14 protein-coding genes are annotated in these 15,932 nt (G+C 45.1%); 7 read left to right on the top strand and 7 right to left on the bottom strand.

Annotation, left to right across the window (positions count from 1 at the left end):
• The first annotated feature begins 16 nt into the window (after positions 1-16).
• The 3 genes from D9A03_RS13300 to D9A03_RS13290 all read left to right on the top strand — a co-directional run bounded on the left by D9A03_RS13300 (position 17) and on the right by D9A03_RS13290 (position 5,310).
• Entirely contained in the window at positions 17-1,834 is a 1,818-nt protein-coding gene (locus D9A03_RS13300) for an ATP-binding protein (protein WP_120497719.1), read from the top strand.
• A gap of 248 nt (positions 1,835-2,082) precedes the next feature.
• Positions 2,083-3,108 (top strand): TAXI family TRAP transporter solute-binding subunit, encoded by a 1,026-nt coding sequence (locus D9A03_RS13295; RefSeq protein ID WP_120497718.1) that lies wholly within the window; start codon positions 2,083-2,085, stop codon positions 3,106-3,108.
• 90 nt (positions 3,109-3,198) lie between these two features.
• The gene (locus D9A03_RS13290) at positions 3,199-5,310 is read left to right on the top strand and encodes a TRAP transporter permease (protein WP_120497717.1); all 2,112 of its coding nucleotides are present in this window, start codon (positions 3,199-3,201) and stop codon (positions 5,308-5,310) included.
• A 96-nt stretch (positions 5,311-5,406) separates the two neighbouring features.
• Here the strand turns inward: D9A03_RS13290 and D9A03_RS13285 are convergent, their stop codons facing one another.
• The gene (locus tag D9A03_RS13285; protein ID WP_216825483.1) at positions 5,407-6,063 is read right to left on the bottom strand and encodes a hypothetical protein; all 657 of its coding nucleotides are present in this window, start codon (positions 6,061-6,063) and stop codon (positions 5,407-5,409) included.
• A gap of 177 nt (positions 6,064-6,240) precedes the next feature.
• Here D9A03_RS13285 and D9A03_RS13280 point away from each other — a divergent pair, with 177 nt between their 5' ends.
• On the top strand, positions 6,241-7,380 hold the full coding sequence (locus tag D9A03_RS13280) for a DNA alkylation repair protein (RefSeq protein WP_216825482.1): 1,140 nt from the start codon (positions 6,241-6,243) through the stop codon (positions 7,378-7,380).
• Positions 7,381-7,453: 73 nt separating this feature from the next.
• Here D9A03_RS13280 and D9A03_RS13275 read toward each other — a convergent pair whose 3' ends face one another.
• The 3 genes from D9A03_RS13275 to D9A03_RS13265 all read right to left on the bottom strand — a co-directional run bounded on the left by D9A03_RS13275 (position 7,454) and on the right by D9A03_RS13265 (position 8,950).
• Positions 7,454-7,933, bottom strand: a complete 480-nt coding sequence (locus D9A03_RS13275; protein ID WP_120497714.1) for a copper chaperone PCu(A)C — start codon at positions 7,931-7,933, stop codon at positions 7,454-7,456.
• A gap of 79 nt (positions 7,934-8,012) precedes the next feature.
• Positions 8,013-8,441 (bottom strand): hypothetical protein, encoded by a 429-nt coding sequence (locus D9A03_RS13270; RefSeq protein WP_120497713.1) that lies wholly within the window; start codon positions 8,439-8,441, stop codon positions 8,013-8,015.
• 239 nt (positions 8,442-8,680) lie between these two features.
• Positions 8,681-8,950 (bottom strand): hypothetical protein, encoded by a 270-nt coding sequence (locus tag D9A03_RS13265; RefSeq protein ID WP_046503653.1) that lies wholly within the window; start codon positions 8,948-8,950, stop codon positions 8,681-8,683.
• A gap of 402 nt (positions 8,951-9,352) precedes the next feature.
• On the opposite strand from D9A03_RS13265, the gene D9A03_RS13260 reads away from it, so the two are divergent.
• Together D9A03_RS13260 and D9A03_RS13255 are read left to right on the top strand one after the other, a co-directional pair.
• On the top strand, positions 9,353-12,340 hold the full coding sequence (locus D9A03_RS13260) for a phosphoenolpyruvate carboxylase (protein ID WP_162938146.1): 2,988 nt from the start codon (positions 9,353-9,355) through the stop codon (positions 12,338-12,340).
• A gap of 105 nt (positions 12,341-12,445) precedes the next feature.
• Positions 12,446-12,985, top strand: a complete 540-nt coding sequence (locus D9A03_RS13255) for a DUF924 family protein (RefSeq protein WP_254055047.1) — start codon at positions 12,446-12,448, stop codon at positions 12,983-12,985.
• Between the two features lie 76 nt (positions 12,986-13,061).
• Here the strand turns inward: D9A03_RS13255 and D9A03_RS13250 are convergent, their stop codons facing one another.
• Both D9A03_RS13250 and D9A03_RS13245 read right to left on the bottom strand, forming a co-directional pair.
• Entirely contained in the window at positions 13,062-14,036 is a 975-nt protein-coding gene (locus D9A03_RS13250) for a glutathione S-transferase family protein (protein ID WP_120497711.1), read from the bottom strand.
• A gap of 44 nt (positions 14,037-14,080) precedes the next feature.
• Positions 14,081-14,791, bottom strand: a complete 711-nt coding sequence (locus tag D9A03_RS13245; RefSeq protein ID WP_120497710.1) for a pirin family protein — start codon at positions 14,789-14,791, stop codon at positions 14,081-14,083.
• A gap of 125 nt (positions 14,792-14,916) precedes the next feature.
• Between D9A03_RS13245 and D9A03_RS13240 the strand changes: the two genes are divergently transcribed.
• Positions 14,917-15,438 carry a LysR family transcriptional regulator gene (locus tag D9A03_RS13240; RefSeq protein ID WP_120497709.1) on the top strand — a complete coding sequence of 174 codons (522 nt, stop codon included), beginning with the start codon at positions 14,917-14,919 and terminating at the stop codon, positions 15,436-15,438.
• A 16-nt stretch (positions 15,439-15,454) separates the two neighbouring features.
• Here the strand turns inward: D9A03_RS13240 and D9A03_RS13235 are convergent.
• A partial coding sequence (locus D9A03_RS13235; RefSeq protein WP_120497708.1) for an IS3 family transposase occupies positions 15,455-15,932 on the bottom strand: 478 nt, incomplete at its 5' end.

Below are 15,932 nucleotides of genomic sequence, written 5' to 3'. Positions count from 1 at the left end.
ATCCATTTGAAATGACATGTCTTTGATACCGAGAAAAATCTCATGGAAAATATTTTCACTCTGGCTTGGAGGGCTGTGGTTCGGGATTGTTTTGGTTTATGGGGCTGGCTATTGGGTTGGCTTTAGTGCTGCGCGGGATTTGTCCGGAATCGGGCAAGAAAGATTGTCGTTGTATCAGGGGACATTACGATCTGCATTGGAAAAACATCGCTACCTTCCGTTTGTTCTTTCACGCGATGAAGGTATTAAAAAGTTACTGAGTGAAAATGAAGGGCGAGAAGGTGTCGCAATAGCCGTTAACCGTTCATTGAGAGCAACTAATCAAAAAGCTGAATCAGATGTCCTTTATGTTTTGAATAGCAAAGGTACGACCTTGGCGGCCTCGAACTGGCTCGAAGATCGATCCTTTGTAGGGCACAATTATGCGTTTCGCCCTTATTACAAAGACGCGATTGAAGGACGAGAATCAGGTTTCTTTGCTGTTGGGGCTACAACAGGGGTGCCGGGCTATTTCATGTCTCATGCTGTTCACGATCAGACCGGAGTCAGAGGCGTTATTGTTGCAAAGGTTGACATGAGACCATTGCAAAAACAATGGCATGACGGGGGAGAGCATGTTTTTGTGACAGATGCAAACGGGGTTATTTTTCTTTCCAGTCGTGATGACTGGAGATATCAAACTATTTCTCCAATCAATACTGATGCTTTAGCCAATATCAGGAGTAATCGTCAGTTTGGGGGGGCGAAATTATTACCCCTTGATCTTCGCTTCCATGAAGTTTTTGATCGTGACGTTTTTGAAGTTGATGGCCATAAGTATCTTGCTCTGAAACGCGAGATCGGGAAACCTGGGTGGGTCATGCATTTTTTAACGCCTTTGAATCTGGTTCTGGAAAAGCAACGAACGGCATGGGTTAGCGGGGCTGTTTTATTGACACTGGTTTTTATCGGAAGCCTTTTCTTGCGAGAGCGTCGACAAAAATTAAGATCGGCCCAACGGGCGCAGCTGGCTGATCGTTTTCAGGTTATTAATAAAAAGCTGCAGTTGGAAATTGATGAAAGAAAGCGAACGGAAATGCAGCTTCTCAAAACCCAGGAAGATTTGGTTCAGACGGGCAAACTTGCTGCTTTGGGGCAAATGTCAACGGCGATTGCGCATGAGATTAATCAGCCGATGGCCGCAATAAGGACTTTTGCAGCCAGTGCCCGTTTACTTCTTGCCAAAGGGAAAAAGGATAGTGTCAAAGAGTCTTTGATCGAGATTTCATCATTGACCAAACGTATGAGCAATATCACAGGAGAGTTGAACAGCTTTGCGCAAAAAACACCCGTTGAGTATAGCAAGGTTGATTTGAGAGAGGCTTTAATCAATTCAATTAACCTGATGGGAAAAGTTTGGAAGCCGGGTGAGATTGATCTGAATTTCCAGGATTTGGGGATCTCTGTTTTTGTCAAAGGTGACCTTATCCGTTTGGAACAGGTTTTTGTGAACTTGTTACGTAATGCTGCGGATGCCATGGGCGGGCAAAATGAAAAGAAAATTTCAGTTTATCTCAGACAGATTGATCAGCTTGCTATCGCTATTATTGAGGATAATGGAACGGGTATTGACCCTCAGAATCTGGATCAGATTTTTGATCCGTTCTTTACGACAAAAGAGGTTGGTGAAGGCGTTGGTTTAGGACTGTCGATCAGTTATGGCATCGTCAAAGACTTTGGCGGGAACATTCGTGTTGAAAATAGAGAAAAGGCAGGGACCAGATTTATTGTCGAGTTTTCTTCTGTCTTGAACTGTGATGTTTTGGGCGCAGGTGCGCGGAAAGTTGCCTATTGATAATTCAGTTGTCGGCGAAATTTTGCTCTGTTGATTTTCTTTTATTTTTAAATTCGTTATTTTTCAATATTTTAGATGGTTTGTTCAATGGCATGCTCTTTGCCATATGTTGGTAAATGTATTTTGATCTTGCGCTCTTGTTTTAATGGACACTGGTTTTGTTTCCGTGAAATGAGTAACGTAGTTTCAAATATGCCCGAACAGGTAAAGTTAAATTGAAAAACAATAAATGTCTTAGGGAGGCTCTTATGAAAATGATGAAAGCAATCAAGGGTGTTGCTGCAGCCGTGACGATCTGCAGTGCCTTGTCTGCGGGCGCAGTTGCCCAAGCTGCTGAAGCGCGTGACTATCTTTTGGCAACGGCAAGTACTGGCGGAACATATTATCCGGTGGGTGTTGCGATTTCGACGCTCGTGAAAGTCAAGTTGCAGCCAAAACAGAAAATTGGCCTTTCAGCAATTAACTCTGCTGGGTCAGGCGAAAATGTAAAGCTGTTACGTGAAGATGAAGCACAGTTTGCTATTCTTCAGGGGCTTTATGGGTATTATGCCTGGAATGGCAAAGGCCCTGTAGAAAAAGACGGTCCGCAAACAAAAATGCGCTCTGTTTCCATGCTATGGCAAAATGTTGAGCAATTTACTGTTCTTGCTGAACATGCAAAGACGGGTACCGTTGCTGATCTTGCTGGCATGAAGGGCCAGAGCATGGCGCTGGGTAAAAAGAACTCAGGTACCATCGGTTCAAACACTGTTTTACTGAAAAACCTGGGCATTGACGCGGAAGCTGATTATAGCCTTGTTCATGTTGGGTATGGCCCATCTGCTGATGCACTTCAGAATGGTCAGGTTGCCGGTATGGGGACGCCTTCTGGCCCTCCAACAGGCGCTGTAACCAAAGCAATGGCTGCAATGGGCGATAAAATTACCCTTCTTGGCTTTACTGCTGAGCAGGCGAAACAAGCTGATGGTGGTCTTGGTCTTTGGACACCATATACAATTGCCGCTGGTACTTACCCTGGTCAGGAAAAAGATATCACGACTATTGCTCAGCCAAACTTCCTTGCTGTACGCGATGACGTAGATGAAGATGCTGTGTATCAAATCACAAAAACTATCTACGAAAACCTGCCTTTCCTTAACGCGATCCACAAGGCGACCAAAGCGATGAGCACAGATGCTGCTCTGGCTGGTTTGCCTGTGCCACTGCACCCAGGTGCTGCGAAGTACTACAAGGAAATCGGCATTGATATTCCCGCAAACCTGATTGCGAAATAATCAGCTGAAATTGTAATATTTCAATGCTTTATCGGGCGCTCGAGATTTCGGGCGCCCGTCTTGTAAGTACGCTTTTCTTTCGGGGAAGTCATGTCACAGGAAACAAACGCACCAGAAGTTGAGTTGGGCGAACACGAAGCTATTGTTCGCGGTGAAGGGGGATGGATTGGCAAGGCCGTTTTTGGGCTAGGGGTGCTTATTTCCCTGATGCACATCTATTTTAACGTCTTTGCCGTGATACCGGGGCTTTGGCAAAATGCCCTGCACTTTGCCGGTTTCGTTCTGATGGGGGCCTTAATCTACCCCATGGTCGGAAAAGGCAAGAGCAAGGGGTTGCTTGTTTTTGATCTGTCTTTGGGATTATTAGGTGCTTTTGCTGCGCTTTACATGATCTCTATGGAAGATGCCATTTATGAACGTGGTGTTCGTCTGGAAGAGCCTGAGTGGATATTTGGCACGATACTGATTCTTGTGGCGATTGAATTCACTCGTCGTACGACGGGATGGATTATTCCGTTTCTGATTGTGCTGGCTCTTACTTACATCGGTTGGTGGGGTGCTTTGATCGATGGTGTTTTCAAATTCAAGGGCTTAAGCACAGAGACCATTCTTTTCAGAAGTATTTATGGTGATGATGGGCTCTTTGGGAATATCGCCCGTATTTCATCCACTTTTGTCTTCATGTTCATCCTTTTCGGAGCTTTTCTTGTGCGCTCTGGCGCTGGCGAGTTTATCATCGATCTTGCGCGGGTTGTTGCTGGGCGAACCGTTGGCGGACCCGGTCTGGTGGCCGTGTTTGCATCGGGGCTGACAGGTACAATTTCCGGGTCTGCTGTAGCCAACACTGCTTCGACAGGTGTGATTACCATTCCTTTGATGAAAAAGGCGGGTTTCCCGGCCCGTTTTGCAGGTGGCGTTGAAGCTGCTGCGTCGACAGGGGGGCAGTTAATGCCACCGATCATGGGGGCAGGGGCCTTTGTGATGGCGAGTTACACGCAAATTCCCTATACAACGATTATTGCTGTCTCTTTCTTGCCTGCAATTCTTTACTTCGCTACGGTCGCTTTCTTTGTGCGTATGGAAGCCAAACGCAGTAATGTGCATGTGGTCGAAGTTGAAACAGAAAGTGCTTTTGAAGTTCTGAAAAGGGGTGGATTGCCGTTTCTGGTCCCAATCACGGTCTTGATTGGCTTGTTGATTTACGGTTTTACCCCAACATATGCCGCGGGTTTTTCTATTATCGGAGTTGTTGTTGCCTCGTGGTCGACACCGAATAAAATGGGGTTGCGTGCCATTCTTGATGCTTTGGCGCTTGGTGCGCGGAATATGGTCATGACAGGGATTTTGCTGTGTGCTGTTGGCTTGATTGTCAATGTTATTGCCACAGCTGGAATAGGGAATACCTTTTCCTTGATGATTACCAACTGGGCGGGAGATAGCCTGATCATTGCCATGGTGCTTATCGGGCTTGCGTCACTTGTGTTGGGCATGGGATTGCCTGTTACAGCGTCTTACATTGTGTTGGGAACACTTTCTGCGCCTGCTCTCTATTCCCTTATCGCAGATGGCTTACTTGTTGAGGCCATCGCAGCTGGAAATTTGGCCGACGATGCTAAAGCAATCTTTATGTTGGCTGCGCCCGAACGTCTTGCTGAAATTGGCTTACCAATGTCCACAGAGGCAGCAAAGGAGATTCTGGCTTTGGTTCCGCCGGATATGGCGGATACCTTGCGTCAAATGGTGTTGGATAAAGATACTCAGATCTATGCTTTGCTATCGGCTCATATGATTATTTTCTGGCTATCACAGGACAGTAACGTGACCCCACCGGTCTGTTTGACGGCCTTTACGGCAGCAGCAATTGCGAAAACACCGCCGATGGCAACAGGATTGCAATCATGGAAAGTTGCCAAAGGTCTTTATATCGTTCCGCTGCTTTTTGCCTACACACCATTCTTGGGTGGCGAGTGGCACGAAGTCCTTACGATCTTTGGGTTCTCTTTGGTTGGTCTTTATGCCTTTACAGGGGCATTGCAAGGATATCTGGAAGAGAAGCTAAGTTGGCTTGAACGGGTTGTGGTATTCGCGCTTGGTGCCGGTCTGCTCTGGCCTTTGGGGTGGGAGATACATCTCGCGGTTTTAGCTGTCTTTGTTCTCTTTTTCTTTTGGAACAAGAAAAGCGGCGGTGTTGCTCGAGTATAGTCTGGGGATAGGCAAACTATCATAATGCAGAGATGAGAAAGGCCGGTATCAATGCCGGCTTTTCTTGTATCAAGTACTTTCTGAAAAAAGTATTTTTTACTGTTTTGTACTGTTCATGATTACATCCATCTGCTCAGTAGCGATTTCAAGACCTCCTTCATGATGATACCAGACAATGCGTCCGTCTTTATCCAGGTCCTGTCCGATAAAGAATGCTTTGGTTAGTTCCTGTAACTGCAATACATGAGGAGCTGCGGTTTCGCTGGTTTTGCTGGTGAGTATCAATTGTGTAAGTTTTAGTGCTTCTTCTGCCCGGCGTGTTGTGTTTCGCCCAACCGATGCAACCATGACACCGGAAACGCGGACAATATCACTTGCGTCTTCTGAATCTGAAGCTAACTCTGCATGCGTTGCAACACCTTCAGCTGCTTTTATCAGACCATACCCAAGTCCTGGACCCTTTGTTTCTTGTGCAGGATCAAGCGCGTGCAAAACGTGACGCGTATGAAGTTGCATGGAATCCAGATCGCTCAGATCTGATGCGGCAAAGCCAGCATGTGTTTTGGCGACTTCCGCTTCTGCTGTGGCAACTGGTAATAGCCCTTGTTCTTGAGGTGTATCTGTCCAGTGAGTCATAACATGTCCAACATGCTCCAGGGCTTCGTTTGCTGTCGCAGGCAAGCTGATCGATCCAGTCAGAATAAGGGTGGCCATAAACATAGTTGAACGTAATTGTGAGGTTTTAAACATCATTGTTTTCCAGATATTCATGTCTGCAAAACAGCTTATAGGGAAGGCGGGAGATGGCGAGAAAACAATACTCAACTTGTTGTGAATTGGTTCTGGTAATTCCTACTGACACAATGCTGTCAGTAGGGGGGCTTTAAAAAGAAAACAACGAATAAATTTTCTTAATTAAGCAGGATTATTATGGAGCCGTTTAAAGAAGTTTTTAATTTGAAATCCATTTCTAAAATGGCTGAACATTTGAATGTACGGCAATGTGATTTTGACCAAAAGGGGTTTATTGTCTTTGCAACAAGAGACTTGAGTGAATTGGAGCTGAAACAACGATCAGACAGGATTACAGAGGCTCTGTATGAATATTTGCCAGATGATTTTTGCCGGGCTGCTGAAATCTTGCTGGCAATTTTAAATCCGGAAGAGAATATATCAATCAGTGATCAGGGGATGTCTGATAAAGGTGTGTCTGGTTGGCTTGTCATGCCAATGTGCCACTATGTTGCGCTCTATGGTAAAGATCATTTTCATTTGTCGATGGAATTGCTCAAAGAAATGACAAAGCGATCAAGCTCTGAATTTGCCATTCGATATTTTTTACTTTCCGCACCAGAGGAAACGATGGCTGAGATCCTGACCTGGGCTGATGATGAGAACTATCATGTTCGTCGATTGGCCTCGGAAGGGTCTCGCCCCCGGCTGCCTTGGGCAATGCAACTGCCTGATTTTGTCAAAGATCCAAGCCCTCTACTCCCGCTGTTGGAAAAGCTTCGCGATGATCCTGAAGAGTATGTACGACGCTCGGTTGCCAATAATTTAAATGATATTGCAAAAGATCATCCAGATCTTGTAGCTGAGATTGCCAGAAAATGGATGAAGGGAGCATCCAGAGAGCGGCAGAAACTTGTACGTCATGCTTGTCGTACTCTCATCAAGTCAGGACATAAGAAGTGTTTGGAAGCTCTGGGTTATAAAGATGCTCAAGTGGAGCTTGTTGATTTTAATGTGTTGACGCCATCTGTAATCTTCGGCAAGGAGCTAGAGTTTGAGGTCACAATGGCATCTGAAAGCGATGAAGATCAGGCGTTAATTCTTGATTTTGTTGTTCATCATCGAAAAGCGAATGGCGAAACATCTCCTAAAGTCTTTAAATGGAAAACGTTTAATCTTGCTGCTAGAGAGCGACACAATGCACGCAAGAGGCATAACATTAAACCGATCACCACCCGCAAGTATTATCCAGGTCTTCATCAGGTAGAGATCATCGCAAATGGGAAATCATTGGGGATCAAAGACTTTGAGTTGGTTATGGAGAAAATCTGTGCATAGGGTCTAGCCTGCGGACAAAGAAAAAGCCGAGCTATGAAAGCTCGGCTTTTTGAGTAGCTAAACCAGATATGGCCTAATGATTGCTGTGGTCTTCCATTTTCATGGCGCCACCTTTTGCTACGTGAACCATCACATCAACATTGCCGGCTTTTTCAAAAGTCAGGGTCAGCGGGAACATCTCCCCTTCTTTCAATGGAGCTTCAAGGCCCATTAGCATGATATGAAATCCACCGGGTTTCAGCTCGACCATTGAGCCGGCAGCAACAGGAATGCCGCCCTCGACTTCACGCATTTTCATAACACCATCGACCATTGTGTGAGAGTGTAGTTCTATGCGTTTGGCAGCAGTACCTGCGGCAGCCACAAGTTTGTCATCTTCGGCACCCATGTTGTGAAGTGTCAGGAAGGAAGCTCCATTTTTAACCTGACCGAGAGTTGCGCGTGCCCAAGGTTGCTTAACCATGACATCGCCGGCTTTGTAATCTTTTGCTACGGCCAAGCCAGAAAAGGTAAGGGCAAGGAGAGCGGTTAGTGTGACGAGAAGTTTTTTCATGATAACCTCATGTTGTTTTCAGCTACAGAGAGTCTGAAAAAAGAAATATGTGTGAAAATCGGGATAATTATTACGCTTATCAAGCGCGAGGTGGTGCTCTTGAAGAATGACGGTGTCCGTCGAAAAGCAATCTTGTCTGTTTTGAGCCAATAATTTGCCAGGACAGAGAACTTTCGAGCAACGTGTATGTCTCTAAATTATTGGTATCTCTGTGAATCGTGACAAATGCACTTGTCAGGCAAAAGTCGCAGTGATCAGCGAGATCCATCGAACTTGATTTACTGTCCTGATCCACAAAAATGCCGCCGGGTGTGCAAATAAAGCTCAGAGATTTTTCCAGACTTGTTTGCTTGTCGAAGGCGGTGTTGCTAACCGAGGCCGTTGCCTGATGGGAAATAAAAAAACTTGCAGCAATCGGCAGTAGCATTTTGAGACAAAGCGCAAAGATAGAAAGCGCAGCGATGCTTTGCTTATCCTGTCGTGCGATCTGTCTGTTGTGCCGGGGCATAGGATGCTCAAGTATGTTCCAAATGCGGCCCTTATATCGGTAGGGCTTTCATACTTGATCCTTACCTCCTTGGAACGGACTTGGCAAGATCAGAGCCCAGAGAAACTATAAGGAATAGGCATTTCGTGCGTATTTGTCGCAGCTATCTGGGGACAGTTGATCTAGATATCGTAGAGGTAAGTATCTAATCGTTTGCATAAACGAGCAGGAGAGATATTTAATATCTTTTAGTGGGGATTTTATACGTCTGGTGCAATAATCAGGATATGATCATTGTCGTGATACAGGGTCATTCCGTTTGCAAACTGACTATATGTCAGCCCGCCAACATCTGTTCCGGAAGCTGTGATGTGTGAATCTTCCACAACGCCTGTTTCAATCAAAGGTGTATCGGCTTCAATTTTGAGCGGTTCATCGCGCGCGAACAAAACCACTTCCCCTGCGTCATCAGGAAGAAGGTCGCCTAGTTGCAAGACGAGTTCATCGTCATTTTCAAAAAAATCGCTCATAACTTAGTTTTATTCCTTTATGAATCTTGATGCAACGATTTTTTCTAGTGATTCCAGTGGCTTTTCTGTGACCTACTGAAAATTAACCATAATAATCAGCGAATTGAAGACAATTATTCAAAAGTCTTTTTATTTTGATGGATAAATTGGGGCTTAATTATTTGAAAAAAATAGAATATGCAGGTTTTGATTATGAGTTGATCGAATAATTCTCTTTGCCAGTTTTGTAACTTTCTCTTATAAGCACAGAAAATTAAAATTGGTCACATAAAAGCCTCCAGCACGACAGACCCGAAAAATCGGGAAATAAACATATAAAAGTGACTATGAACTAGAAGGTATGGAAGACATATTTGCGTCTGGGTACCTGCAATTGTGTCGTGAATGGGAAGGTCAAAATTAATGGCAAAATCTAAAACCTCTAAAGGGCTCGCTTTGGACGTATTGTTTTCTCAAGTCAAAGGTGAGAAGCGTTTTACGGAAGCTTGCGCATTACGTGATGAACTGGAAACTCGTCTGATTACAATGAGGCAACAGACAACCAGCCATCCGTTGGGGAATCCGGTTCTGGAGCTTGCACATGATCTTTCTGAACGACTGGCGGCGGGTAATCTGTCTGTAGATTTGCTTTCTCAACTGGTGCAATACCTTTCTGTTGAAGCTTTTGGGGACAGAGCCAAGCGCGTTTCTGATTATGTTGGTGTCGAAAGCATTGCAGATAACAAATCCAGACTGTCAGAGCTTTTCAAGGCGCTGGCTTTTGATGATGCCAACACCCAGTTATCGTTCGAAGCTTTTAAAGACAAGCTGGAACGTGAAGCATTCGGAATTGTTATCACCGCGCATCCGACCTTTGGTTTATCAAAAGAACTGTATCAGGCTTTGGCCCAATTTACAGCCAATGAAAACGCTGATGGGCAGGCACTTGATACCAAGGCGATTGAGGCACTAAATCAGCTTGTCATTGGTAATTCTCATGAGCCAGATCAGGCGATTGATCTCTTGGCCGAACATGGTCAGGCGATGGAAGCAATCGCCTCTATACAGCAAGCCTTACGCGAGGTGTACGACGTTGCTCTGGCCGTTGCGGAAGAACTGTATCCTGAAAAATGGACCGAACTTTCTCCGCGTGTCCTGTCGGTGGCGAGTTGGGTTGGATATGATCTGGATGGCCGGACGGACATTACATGGGCAAATACGCTTCACACCCGTATGAAGGTTCAGGTCGTTCAACTTGGTTACTATATCTCCAAATTGAACGAGATCATTGCGGCTCATAAGGGCCAGAAGGATGAATTGGAAACCACGCTTGCCTTGATTAAGAGCCGGGTGACACTTGCCTTGCACGTGGCTGAAAAGGAAACAGAATTTTTCAGTGATAACAGTGCATCAGAAGAGGCATTAAAGGAGGTATCCCGCTCTATCGTTGCTGATGATGGTGCACGTTTGGTGCACACAGCGGAATTAATTGAAGCGATTAATCGCGCGCTGAGCTTAACCGATAAAGCCGATCTGAAACGTTCTCTCATTATTCTGAGGTCTGAAATCGCAAACTATGGTTTGGCAACATCTCATATGCACGTCAGGCTCAATTCTGCGCAACTCCATAATGCTATTCGCAAGAATATTGCTATGGAAGGGGAGCCGGATGATCCCGGGCGCCGCAGAGGGAATTTCAGGGCTCTTTCTGGACTGTTGGATGAAGTACAGCCAATTCGCATCAATTTTGGCTCGCTATCTGCTGAACATACAACCGCAAAACGCATGTTCATGCTGATTGCCCAGATGATCAAGTATGTTGATGCGTCGCGTCCGATCCGCTTTTTGATTGCCGAATGCGACACGCCTTTTACCATTCTGACAGCGCTTTATTATGCAAAGCTGTTCGGTGTTGATGATTTACTGGATATCTCTCCACTGTTTGAAACGGGAACGGCACTGGAACGCGGAAGTGAAGTCATTGCTGAACTTCTGGAGAACGAGCACTATCGCGCCTATGTTGAAAAGCGTGGACGTTTGTGCATTCAAACCGGTTTCTCTGATGCCGGGCGTTATTTGGGCCAGGTTTCTGCATCGCTTGCGATCGAACGTCTGCATATGAAGTTAGCAAGATTACTTGCTGATTATAATGTCAAAGGTGTCGAGGTTGTTATTTTTGATACTCATGGCGAATCAATGGGCCGCGGGGCGCATCCACTGAGTTTCAATGATCGTCTTAAATATGTGTCTTCTCCTATGACTCGCTCATTGTTTGCCGCGAATAATATTCCTCTGAAACAGGAAGTCAGCTTTCAGGGCGGTGACGGCTACCTTTATTTCGGGACCCCCAAGCTTGCCTTGACTACAGTCACTCGCCTGCTTGAGCATGCTTTGGGTAAACCGACTGTAGATGGCAAGGATGCATTTTATACCAACACAGACTACTCACTGGATTTCTTTTTGACCCTGAAAGATTTTCATGAAAACACGTTGGAGAATAAAGATTATGCAGCCCTTTTAGGCTCTTTCAGCACAAATCTGTTGTATCAGACAGGATCCAGAAAGAGTAAGCGTCAACACGATAAACATCACGGGATTGATCGGGGGCATCCGTCACAGATCAGGGCAATCCCGCATAATGCGATCCTTCAGCAACTGGGTTATCTGGCCAATACTGCGGGTGGTTTTGGGACTGCTATATCGAGAGATCTGGATGCTTTTGTGAAATTGCATGGAGAATCAGACCGAGTTCGACGTTTTATGGATATGGTGTCCTATGCAAAAGGCCTGAGTAGTTTAAATACGCCGGAAGCTTATGCAGCGCTTTTCAATCCCAGATACTGGTTGGCGAAGGCCTATGCGGTTAAGCATACTGAGCGGGCCCGTGATCAGCTTCGTCTTTCCAATCTGGTTGGTGATACCCAGCGTTATGACGGTATGAACAGGATGTTGCAGATTTTTCGTCAGGATGCAATTCATCTCCATCGCGGGTTGGATGCGCTGGCTGCGGATGGGCAAGAGAAGGTCTTTCCTTTTGATACCCGTCGGCGAATCAATCTGATTATTCTGCATGTGGTTCGATTGTGTCTCATTCAGGAAATCTTCCTGTTGGCAATGCGTATTCCTGCCTTTGCCAATCGTGATGATTTAACACTTGAGGATTTGATTCAGGATATTATCGCGATGGAAATTCCGGCGGCTCTGGAGGAACTGAAAGCAACTTTCCCTGTTCATGAAGGGAAAACGATTTTTACCGCTAAAGAGTATGGGGAGCCTAGCGATTATAGCGATGATGAAACTCGCGATTACTCTGATGAACATACCAATATCTTTGAACCGATTGAAGAGCTGTATGACCTTTGTCGCAGAATCTCTGTCGGTATTTCAAATAGTATTGGCGCACACGGGTAAAGCATTGATATAAAAGGTTCAGAACCTGTGATCATCTATGGTTTTGATGTAAACTACAGGCTCTGAACCTTGATAATGAGTGCCGATCTTTGAGGAGAATACACCGTGATTAGTGATGTTTTGGATTTTTGGTTAGCTGACGGTATGGACCGGAAGTGGTTTTTTAAAGATCCGAAATTTGATCGTGAAGTTGCTGAAAAACTTGGTTCTCTCTATGAGCAAGCAAGTGCAGGTGAGCTAGATCACTGGGCTGAGACAGTAAAAGGCTGCTTGGCACTTTGTATTTTGCTCGACCAAGCACCGCGTAATTTGTTCCGGAATGATCCCAAAACCTTTGCAACGGATGAAAAGGCATTGGGTATTGCTCAAATGGTTGTCGATAAAGAATGGCACACAGAGCTTCCGCAACGAGAGCGGAATTTTATCCTTTTGCCTTTTGAGCATAGCGAAGACCTTGCAGTGCAGGAAAAATCTCTGGAGCTTTATCAGGATATGGACGAAAATCCTGATTGGTTGAGTTATGCGCAAAAGCATGAAGTGATCATTCGTCGGTTTGGCCGTTTTCCTCATCGCAATGAAGTGTTGGGGCGGGAAAGTACACCAGAAGAAACCGAGTTTCTGAAACAACCGGGATCTTCTTTTTAATCCAAAGAGTTAAAAACCAAAAATTAGGATCGCTATCGGCTCTGGATTAAGCCGATAGCGTGTGGCCATGAGATTTTTAGCGATTATGGGGCTGATTAAAATCAATATCAGGTCCGACAGGAATAATTCCGGTTGGATTGATTGTGCCGTGGCTGCCGTAATAGTGGGCTTTTATGTGGGGAATATTGACGGTTTCTGCTACCCCTTCGTACTGGTAAAGCTCGCGTGTTAAGGCCCACAGGTTGGGATAGTCAACAAGCCGTTTTTTGTTACATTTGAAATGACCGTAATAAACGGAATCAAAGCGTAACAGGGTGGTGAAAAGCCGCCAGTCAGCTTCTGACAAGCGATCCCCGGCCAAGTATTTTTGTGAATTCAGTCGTTCTTCCAGACTATCCATAACATTGAAAAGCGCGTGGTATGCTTCTTCATAGGCTTGTTGGGTTGTTGCAAAGCCACTTTTGTAAACGCCGTTATTAATATTGTGATAAACCAGCTCGTTAACACTATCGATGGCTTCTCGCATATCTTCCGGGTAAAGATCAGGAACGTCCTTTGTTGCAAAACCATCAAAGGAACTATTGAACATCCTGATGATTTCAGAGGATTCATTTGAAATAATTGTCCCTTCTTTTTTATCCCACAGTACAGGAACGGTAACGCGGCCAGTATAATTGGGATCAGCTTTTGTATAGATTTGATAGAGATAATCAGATCCATAGAGATGATCTTCGGTTGAGCCGAGATCTCCGGGGTTGAATTCCCAGCCGTTTTCTTTCATTTCCCAATGAACCACAGAGACGGAGATAATCTCTTCCAACCCTTTTAGGGTTCTGAAAATCAGGGCTCTGTGTGCCCAAGGGCAGGCGAGGTTTACATAGAGATGGTAGCGTCCGCTTTCAGCAGGGTAGCCTTTTTCTCCATTGGGGCCTTGTGATCCATCCGTAGTTACCCAGTTTCTGAACTGCGCGTCTTTGCGTTGAAATTTGCCATTGCTGCTTTTGGTATCGTACCAGACATCATGCCATTGACCATCGACGAGCTTTCCCATTATCTGTTCCTTTTTTGGCTGCAATTTATTGCGTTGTATCTGGCTTATTGAATTGTATCTGGCAGGTCTGCAAAAATGAGCTCTGCGTTACCGAGGGCTTTGATGTTCAAGTTTTCTTCATTCGCGATCATCACACCATCCCGCTCATTCAATCGGTGACCATTGAGTTCGATCGATCCTTTTGAAACCACAAGATAACCTAATCGATCTTTTTCTATTGCCTGATTGATCTCTTTATTTTCCTGCAAGTGGGTGCCGTAAAGAGTGGCATTTTGATTTATAGGCAGTGCGTCGGGATGCTTTTTCTCTCCGGAAGCCAGTGGTAAAAATCTGCCCGCGTAATCGGCTTGGGAAAAGGTTTTCTGATCCCAATGAGGATTGAGATAGGTTTCGGATGGCTGAATCCAGATTTGGTAAAGGCCAGTTATCTCTGCTTCGTGGTTGTATTCACTATGAAGGATGCCTTTACCGGCTGTCATGACCTGTATATCACCTGCAGGTGTTTTCCCTTTGTTGGATAGGTGGTCTTCATGAGAAATTGCGCCGTACCTTACATAGGTGATGATCTCCATATTTCGATGGCCATGCATGGGAAAGCCACCACCAGGCTGGATTTCATCATCATTCCAAACCAGCAAAGGACCAATGCCTGTTCGATCCGGATTCATATAGTTTGCAAAGCTGAAATGATAACGGGCATTTAACCATTCATTTTGAAATCTGCCCAAGCTGTCAAAAGGTCTGATATCAATCATCAGGATTTCCTGTACTCTTAGAAGTGGCTGTTCAGCTTAAGATAGTTATGTCACATTAAGATTATAATATGTGATTTTAGAACAAGATTGTTTCTTTGGGGAAACAATGAGCGTAAGTGCGGCAAATGAATTTGAATGAAATGGCTGTTTTTGCTTCAGTGGTTGAACACGAAAGCTTTACTGCTGCAGCCAAGGTCTTGGGTATAAGTAAATCCGCTGTGTCAAAGCAGGTAAGCCGTCTTGAGGATCGTTTGGGAATACGTTTGCTTAACAGAACAACACGCAGACTTTCGTTGACAGAGGCGGGGCGTTTGTTTTTTGAGAAATGCCAAGCTGTAATGGATGTTGCAGATCAGGCCGAACATGCGGTTTCACGATTATCTTCGACGCCCCGCGGGTTACTGAAAATAAATGCGCCGATGTCATTTGGAATTAAATGCATGTCCCCAATGCTTGCGGCCTTTAGAGCAGAATTCCCGGAAATCGAAATAGATCTGGTTCTTAATGATCAAATGGTTGATCTGGTTGAAGATGGTTTTGATGTTGGTATTCGTATTGGGCGCTTGATAGACTCAAGACTTATTGCGAAAAAAATATCTGATTGTGGCATGAGTATAGTCGCCGCCCCGTCCTATGACCCGTCCTGAAATATGTTGACGGTTTTTAAGTTATAGCCAGCTGTGTATTGCAGCTGGCTTTTTTGTGCACCTGTTCAGGTGTTTTCATACCCAGGCTCAAGTGCGGTCTGAGTTGATTGTATATTGTAATGGACTGAGCAACCAGCTTCTTCAGTTCAGCCAAGGTTTTGCATTTATAGAGCAGGAACTCTTGTTTGAGGATCCCGTTCACTCTCTCAGCCATTGCATTCTGATAGCAATCATATCCATCTGTCATAGAGGGTGATATCTTTTGTTGGGCTAGGAGTTTTTGATACTCACCAGAACAATATTGCAGTCCGCGATCAGAATGATGAATAGCAGGTTTATCTGTTCTTCTCTGTGTCATTGCCATCTTCAACGCCTTGATCACATCGCTTGTCTTCATTTCATTACTGACTTCATAGCCCATGATCTTTCGAGAATAGGCATCGGTGACCAGAGACAGATAATGTGTTCCCTCATCACTCTGGAGATAGGTGATG

The organism is Kiloniella sp. EL199, assembly GCF_900313065.1.
Lineage (GTDB): Bacteria > Pseudomonadota > Alphaproteobacteria > Kiloniellales > Kiloniellaceae > Kiloniella.
The sequence above is the reverse complement of the archived record's forward strand: the minus strand, read 5'-3'. Positions and strand labels throughout refer to the sequence as shown.

What these genes read in the sequence shown, in the direction of transcription:
- D9A03_RS13300 (WP_120497719.1), top strand. Translation starts at nt 17, where the DNA reads ATGTCTTTGATACCGAGAAAAATCTCATGGAAAATATTTTCACTCTGG.
- D9A03_RS13240 (WP_120497709.1), top strand. Translation starts at nt 14,917, where the DNA reads ATGAATTTGAATGAAATGGCTGTTTTTGCTTCAGTGGTTGAACACGAA.
- D9A03_RS13290 (WP_120497717.1), top strand. Translation starts at nt 3,199, where the DNA reads ATGTCACAGGAAACAAACGCACCAGAAGTTGAGTTGGGCGAACACGAA.
- D9A03_RS13295 (WP_120497718.1), top strand. Translation starts at nt 2,083, where the DNA reads ATGAAAATGATGAAAGCAATCAAGGGTGTTGCTGCAGCCGTGACGATC.
- D9A03_RS13250 (WP_120497711.1), bottom strand. Translation starts at nt 14,036, where the DNA reads ATGGGAAAGCTCGTCGATGGTCAATGGCATGATGTCTGGTACGATACC.
- D9A03_RS13275 (WP_120497714.1), bottom strand. Translation starts at nt 7,933, where the DNA reads ATGAAAAAACTTCTCGTCACACTAACCGCTCTCCTTGCCCTTACCTTT.
- D9A03_RS13280 (WP_216825482.1), top strand. Translation starts at nt 6,241, where the DNA reads ATGGAGCCGTTTAAAGAAGTTTTTAATTTGAAATCCATTTCTAAAATG.
- D9A03_RS13260 (WP_162938146.1), top strand. Translation starts at nt 9,353, where the DNA reads ATGGCAAAATCTAAAACCTCTAAAGGGCTCGCTTTGGACGTATTGTTT.
- D9A03_RS13245 (WP_120497710.1), bottom strand. Translation starts at nt 14,791, where the DNA reads ATGATTGATATCAGACCTTTTGACAGCTTGGGCAGATTTCAAAATGAA.
- D9A03_RS13265 (WP_046503653.1), bottom strand. Translation starts at nt 8,950, where the DNA reads ATGAGCGATTTTTTTGAAAATGACGATGAACTCGTCTTGCAACTAGGC.
- D9A03_RS13270 (WP_120497713.1), bottom strand. Translation starts at nt 8,441, where the DNA reads ATGCCCCGGCACAACAGACAGATCGCACGACAGGATAAGCAAAGCATC.
- D9A03_RS13285 (WP_216825483.1), bottom strand. Translation starts at nt 6,063, where the DNA reads ATGATGTTTAAAACCTCACAATTACGTTCAACTATGTTTATGGCCACC.